This window comes from Chitinophaga sp., from assembly GCF_017745275.1.
Classification (GTDB): Bacteria; Bacteroidota; Bacteroidia; order Chitinophagales; family Chitinophagaceae; genus Chitinophaga.
In genome coordinates, this window is sequence record NZ_JAGHZS010000016.1 from 1 (window position 1) to 6,192 (window position 6,192).

The 6,192-nt window shown below is 46.4% G+C and carries 2 protein-coding genes; both read left to right on the forward strand.

All coding sequences use genetic code 11. The annotated features are described in order from the left end of the window. Positions 1 to 1,138, forward strand: a 1,138-nt coding sequence (locus tag J7623_RS31685; protein WP_291929399.1) for a condensation domain-containing protein, incomplete at its 5' end; no start/stop codon positions are given. 53 nt (positions 1,139 to 1,191) lie between these two features. Then, positions 1,192 to 6,192, forward strand: a 5,001-nt coding sequence (locus J7623_RS31690) for a non-ribosomal peptide synthetase (protein ID WP_291929401.1), incomplete at its 3' end; no start/stop codon positions are given.

Consider the following 6,192-nt stretch of genomic DNA (forward strand, 5'->3'; position numbering starts at 1 on the left):
TATCCTGCCTTTACAAAAGCTGGACTACCGGGGCAGGAGTAAAGAAGAGCAGCAATCGCTGATAGCCGCTTATCTGCAGGCCGACCGGGAATCCGGGTTTGATTTCCAACAGGCGCCATTAATGCGGGTGGCATTGATGCAGTTGGAGGAAAACCGTTACCAGCTGATCTGGACCTCACATCACCTTATTCTAGATGGCTGGTCTGTACCCATCCTGATGGAAGAATTCCTGCAGGCATACGATGACCTGCTGGATGGTAGAGAACTGATTCATTATGCGGAAGACCGCTACGATGATTACATCCGTTATATAGGAAATAAAGACAGAGTGGCTTCTGTAAACTACTGGCATGAGTATCTCAAAAAAATTACCAGCGCCTGCCTGTTACCTTTTGTACGCGAAGAAGAAAGGAGAACAAAAGGAGTAGGTACTTACAAAGAGTTGCCGTTGTTATTAGATGAATCTGCGACCGGAAGGATAAATGCGTTCTGCCGTAAGCATCGTATCACGGTTAATACCCTGATGCAGGGTGTATGGAGTTACCTGCTGCATCGTTATACCGGCAGCACCGGGATTACCTATGGCGTTACCGTTTCCGGTCGGCCGGAAGATATGCCGGATATAGAACGGAAGATAGGATTGTACATCAATACTTTATTGTTTCAAACAGAAGTGCCGGCGGATGCGGATGTATTGGAGTGGTTGCTGGCGCTGCAGGAAAACCAGTCTCAAAGCCGTTTGTATCAATATGCTTCGCTGGCGGATATTCAACACTCTTCAGGTGTAGGCGGGCCCCTCTTTGATACCATGATCACTTTCCAGAACTATCCCGTGAGCAAAGTTATAGACGCGCGGGTTTGGAAGTTGCAGGTAGATAAAATTTTCGCCGAGGAACAAACGAACTATCTATTAAGTCTCCTTATCGGCGCAGCAGACCAGATCAGCGTACGATTTAATTACAATGAAGACCTGCTCGCAACCGGCTATGTAGAACAGATCAGCCGCCATTTTGAAAAAGTTGTGTTGGCTATGATCAGCCAGGATAAACAGCAAATCAAACAACTGGAAATACAACATACCGATTTATTCCACAAAACAGGATTGCCTCAAAAGGAAATGTTGTTTGATTTCGAATAAGCCCCGTTTTTTAGTATCCCTCTTTCAATTCATTGATCTATAAAAGGAAAAATATGTCAGTTGCCTCTTTTGATGAACAGTTTCTGTTGACCAGTAAGGAATTTGCTGAAAGCAAAAGTTATTGGCTGCAACAACTGGCTCCCTTGTCATCCAGTGAAGATGTTGGATTGTTTAATACCTGGAATATTACAGATAACAGGGATATCCTCTTGTATAAACTCGATAAAACGGTAGCCGGAAAAGTGTTGTCCCTCTGTAAGGGACAGGAGCTGTCGGTTTACATCTATATGGTAACCGCCTGCTGTGTATTGATCAATAAATATACAGGGGCACAGTACATTACCATTTGTGCGCCGCTGTTCGACAAACAGCAGCATCCGCATGCCCCGCATCAGCAACAATATTTACCACTGCTGTGTAATATAAACCCGGAGAAAACTTTCAAGGAATTATTGGTGTCGATAGGAGAGGTGGTATTACATGCTGCCGGCAATCAACATTATCCGCTGACAGGTATTTACCAGGAATTGGATATTGATGAGAAACGATTTGATATGATGCTTTCCTGTGATCAGTTACATGGAAGTCATCCCAAAAAGAAAAATGAATCTCCCTTTCTGATAGATCTGGATATACAGAATGCAGAAATATCTTTCCGCGTTTCGTGTGCGGTGCAAACAACGTTCTCTATAGATGGATTTATTACACACCTGAAAGCGGTGATTACGGAAAGCTTATCTCATTTATCTGTACCAGTTGCTACTATTTCCTTGCTAAGTGCCAGTGAGAGGGCTTTTTTATTACAGGAGCGTAATGATACTTTTGTAGATACCGGGGATGACCGTACTATGGCAGACCTATTCGCGGAGAGTGTAGCAAGAGATGCTGCCGCTACTGCTGTGGTATGTGGTGGTGAAAGCCTGAGTTATGGTGAGCTGGATAAACAAAGCAATCGCGTAGCCCGGTATTTAAGAAAGAAAGGTGTAATGGAAGATGACCTCGTTGCAGTATGCCTGGATCGCAGCCTGGATATGATAGTATCCCTGTTGGGTATTATAAAAGCAGGAGCGGCTTATGTGCCGGTAGATCCAGCTTATCCATCCAGCCGTATTGATTATATTTTATCAGACACCAAAGCCAAAATAGTATTAAGCAGTTATGCTTATGCTGATAATTTCCGCGCGCATAACGATGTGGAAGTATTGGATATGAATAATGCAGCCGTCTGGCTGGAAGATTGCACGGATGAACCGGTGGAAACGAACCTGCATCCCGGGCACCTGGCCTACGTTATTTATACATCCGGTAGTACCGGCCGTCCAAAAGGTGTGATGAACGAACATCGTGGTGTAGTGAATCGTTTGCTCTGGACACAGTCATATTTCGGGCTCACCCCGGCAGATGCGGTATTGCAAAAAACGACTTACTGTTTTGACGTATCGGTATGGGAACTCTTTTGGCCGCTGATAGCCGGCTGCCGCCTGGTATTTGCTGCACCCGGCGGACAACAGGATCCTTATTACCTGAAACAGTTGATAAAATCCGCTCAAATCACCACTATCCATTTTGTTCCTTCTATGCTTGGTGTGTTCTGTGATAGCGTAGATGAAGGGGAAGTGTTCCCGTTACGCCGGGTATTGTGTAGTGGCGAGGCCTTAAAGTCTGCGCATGTAAAACAGTTCCGCGATAAACTGGGAGATATAGGATTACATAACTTATATGGCCCTACGGAAGCGGCTATCGATGTAAGCTGCTGGACTGTACCACTATTGCCGGCACTGCCGGCAATAGTGCCCATAGGTAAACCGGTATGGAATACCAGTTTATATATCCTCGATGATCAATTAAATGTATTACCGGCCGGTGCCTCCGGAGAACTGCTGATTGGTGGTGTGCAGGTGGCGCGTGGCTACCTGAATCAACCGGAGCTGAGTGCGGCTAAATTTATAGACAATCCTTATGCCGCCGGCCGCTTATATCATACCGGCGACCTGGCCCGGTGGCTGCCCGATGGCAACATCGAATACCTGGGCCGCCGTGATGACCAGGTGAAAGTAAGGGGTTTCCGGGTGGAATTGGGAGAAGTAGAGCGCATGCTGCAACAGGCGCCGGGTATCAAACAGGCGGTGGTATTAGTGAACAACGATGCTGCCGGCAGCAAAATATTAGCTGGCTATATTGTTACATCAGACGAGTTCAGTAAAGAAATCGTGAACGGGTATCTGCAAAACAAATTACCGGAATATATGATTCCTTCGGTATTGTTTACGGTGAAAGAAATGCCGCTGACCCTTAACGGGAAGGTAGATAAAAAACGCCTGCTAAAAGAACAGGAACTGACAGTAAGTGAATATGTGGCGCCGGAGCATGAATTTGAAAAGGTACTGGCATCCATCTGGGAAGGACTGCTCAACATCAGCAGGATAGGTGTACATGATAAATTTTTTGAAATAGGAGGCCACTCCTTATTGGCGATGCGGGTGATTGCCGCTGTCAGGAAACAATTGAATAAAGAAATAAGTGTCAGGGATATATTTGACCATCCCACTATTGCGTCTCTGTGCCAGAAAATGCTGACGGATGATAACGGGAACGAGGTGATTCCACCTATTCAGTATTATGCCGGCAGAGATACGGCGGCTCTCTCCTTTTCGCAGGAACGTATCTGGTTCATTGATCAGCTCAATGGTAGCCGGGAATACCATATGCCTTATGTACTGAAGCTGAATGGAGAGGTGAACATTCCCTTGTTTGAAACAGCCGTTAGAATGATCGTGGAGCGGCATGGCGCATTGCGCACAGTTATACGCGATCATGATGGCAGGGCTTATCAAACCTTGCTACCGGCGGAAGACTGGAAATTAGGCGTAGCGCAGGCCGCGGAAGTGATAGCCGGATACGGTACATTGGACAACTACATAGATACGCTGGTAGATGCGCCGTTTAACCTCGCCACTGATATGCCGTTTCGCCTGCATCTCATTACAGTAGCTCCAGGAGTATATATACTGGTGGTAGTACTGCATCATATCGCCTCAGATGGCTGGTCCATGGGTATACTGGTGAAAGAAACCACGGCCGCCTATCATAGTCTCCTGGCTGGAGAAATGCCTGTATTCAATGCTTTACCGGTAAGGTATATTGATTATGCTATCTGGCAGCGGGCCTATCTTACCAAAGAAGTAATGGCCGCTAAACTGGAATACTGGAAAGGGCAACTGAAAGACCTGCCGGTGATGGAATTACCGGCCGACTACCCAAGGCCGGCAACACAAAGTGTAAAGGGGAAGGGCATGAATGCGATGTTAGGCCGGGAAGTGTTGGTGGCTTTACAAGAAGTATCCGGAAAAGAAGGCGCTACCTTGTTTATGATCTTACTGGCAGCATTTAAAGTGTTGTTATATAGATTCAGCGGGCAACAGGATATTGTGATAGGAAGCCCGGTGGCCAACAGGCAGCAACAGGAAACGGAAGGCATGATTGGCTTTTTTGTAAATACACTGGTGTTAAGAAATAAGATCAACGGTAACTTATCCTTTAAAGAATTTCTCCGTGAGGTAACACAGTCTACACTGCAGGCCTTTGAACACCAGGACGTGCAATTGGAAAAGATCGTGGATGAATTGGAACTGCCCAGGGATTTAAGCAGAAATCCATTATTCCAGATCATGTTTGCATTACAAAATACGCCGGAAGGAAGCAAGCTGGATTTACCCGGTGTAGCTTCCCATTCTGAAGGCAGTAATGTGATCCGTTCCAAATACGACCTGTCACTGGATGTGGTGAGCTTCTCAGATGGACTGGATATTGCGCTGACCTATTGCAGTGACCTGTACCGGGAAGAAACCATGGAACGCATGTTCAGCAGTTATTTGCGGCTGCTGACCAGCATTACAGAAAACCCCGCCCAGCGCATCAGCAGTTTATGCCGCCTCACCTCCGCAGAAAGTTATTTATTACTGGATGCTTACAATAATACTGATGAAGTATATACTTCCAATGAAACTATACTGGAGCTGTTCCGTGCCCAGGTAAAGAATACACCGGCGCACACCGCGGCCTTACATGGCACAACAACGCGCAGTTACCAGGAATTGGAAACGGCTTCTAATCAACTCGCACATTACCTGCTTTCAAAAGGTATAAAAGAAGGTATGCTGGTACCCGTTTTCGTAGAAAGAGGGTTGGACATGCTCACAGCAGTGCTCGGGATCTTAAAAGCAGGAGCCGTTTATGTGCCCATCGATGTAAAATATCCGGACGAAAGAGTAACCTATATTTTAAAAGATAGTAACGCCGCTTTTGTGGTATGCAGCGGTACCGTGAGAGAACGGTTAACAAGTAGCTCCCTGAATATTATTGACCTGCAGCAATCAACAGCCGCTATCAGCAACTGCCCGGTGGAAGCACCTGTCGTTATGCTGAAATCGACTGACCTGGCTTATATTATTTATACATCGGGTAGCACTGGTCATCCTAAAGGAGTTATGATAGAACATGGAAACGTATATCATTTCATCAAATGGTGTTTGAGGGAATTTTCGGGAGATGATTTTAAAATGGTGTATGCGGTCACTTCACTTTGTTTTGACTTGTCTGTATTTGAATTGTTTTATTCACTGAGCGCCGGGAAAACGATCCGTGTCCTGGACGATGCATTGGAGATCCCTACTTATCTGTCCACCGACCGGGAGGTACTGATTAACACCGTACCGGGCGTTATCCAGGGACTTGTGGATAGCCAGGTGGACTTAGGCCACGTAACGTGCATCAACATGGCAGGAGAGGCTATCCAGGCTAATTTATTAGCGGAACTGGACCTCAAACGTATGAAGGTGAGAAATTTATACGGGCCATCAGAAGATACCACCTATACGACGGTGTTTCATTTGCAGCCCGGAGAGGCGCCGTTGATTGGACAGCCGATCAGTAACACAAAAATTTATATCGTCAACAATGACCTGGAATTATGTGTGCCGGGCACGCCGGGCGAATTATGTATCGCCGGTGCCGGCCTGGCCAGAGGCTATTTAAATGATGCTGCGCTAACCGCC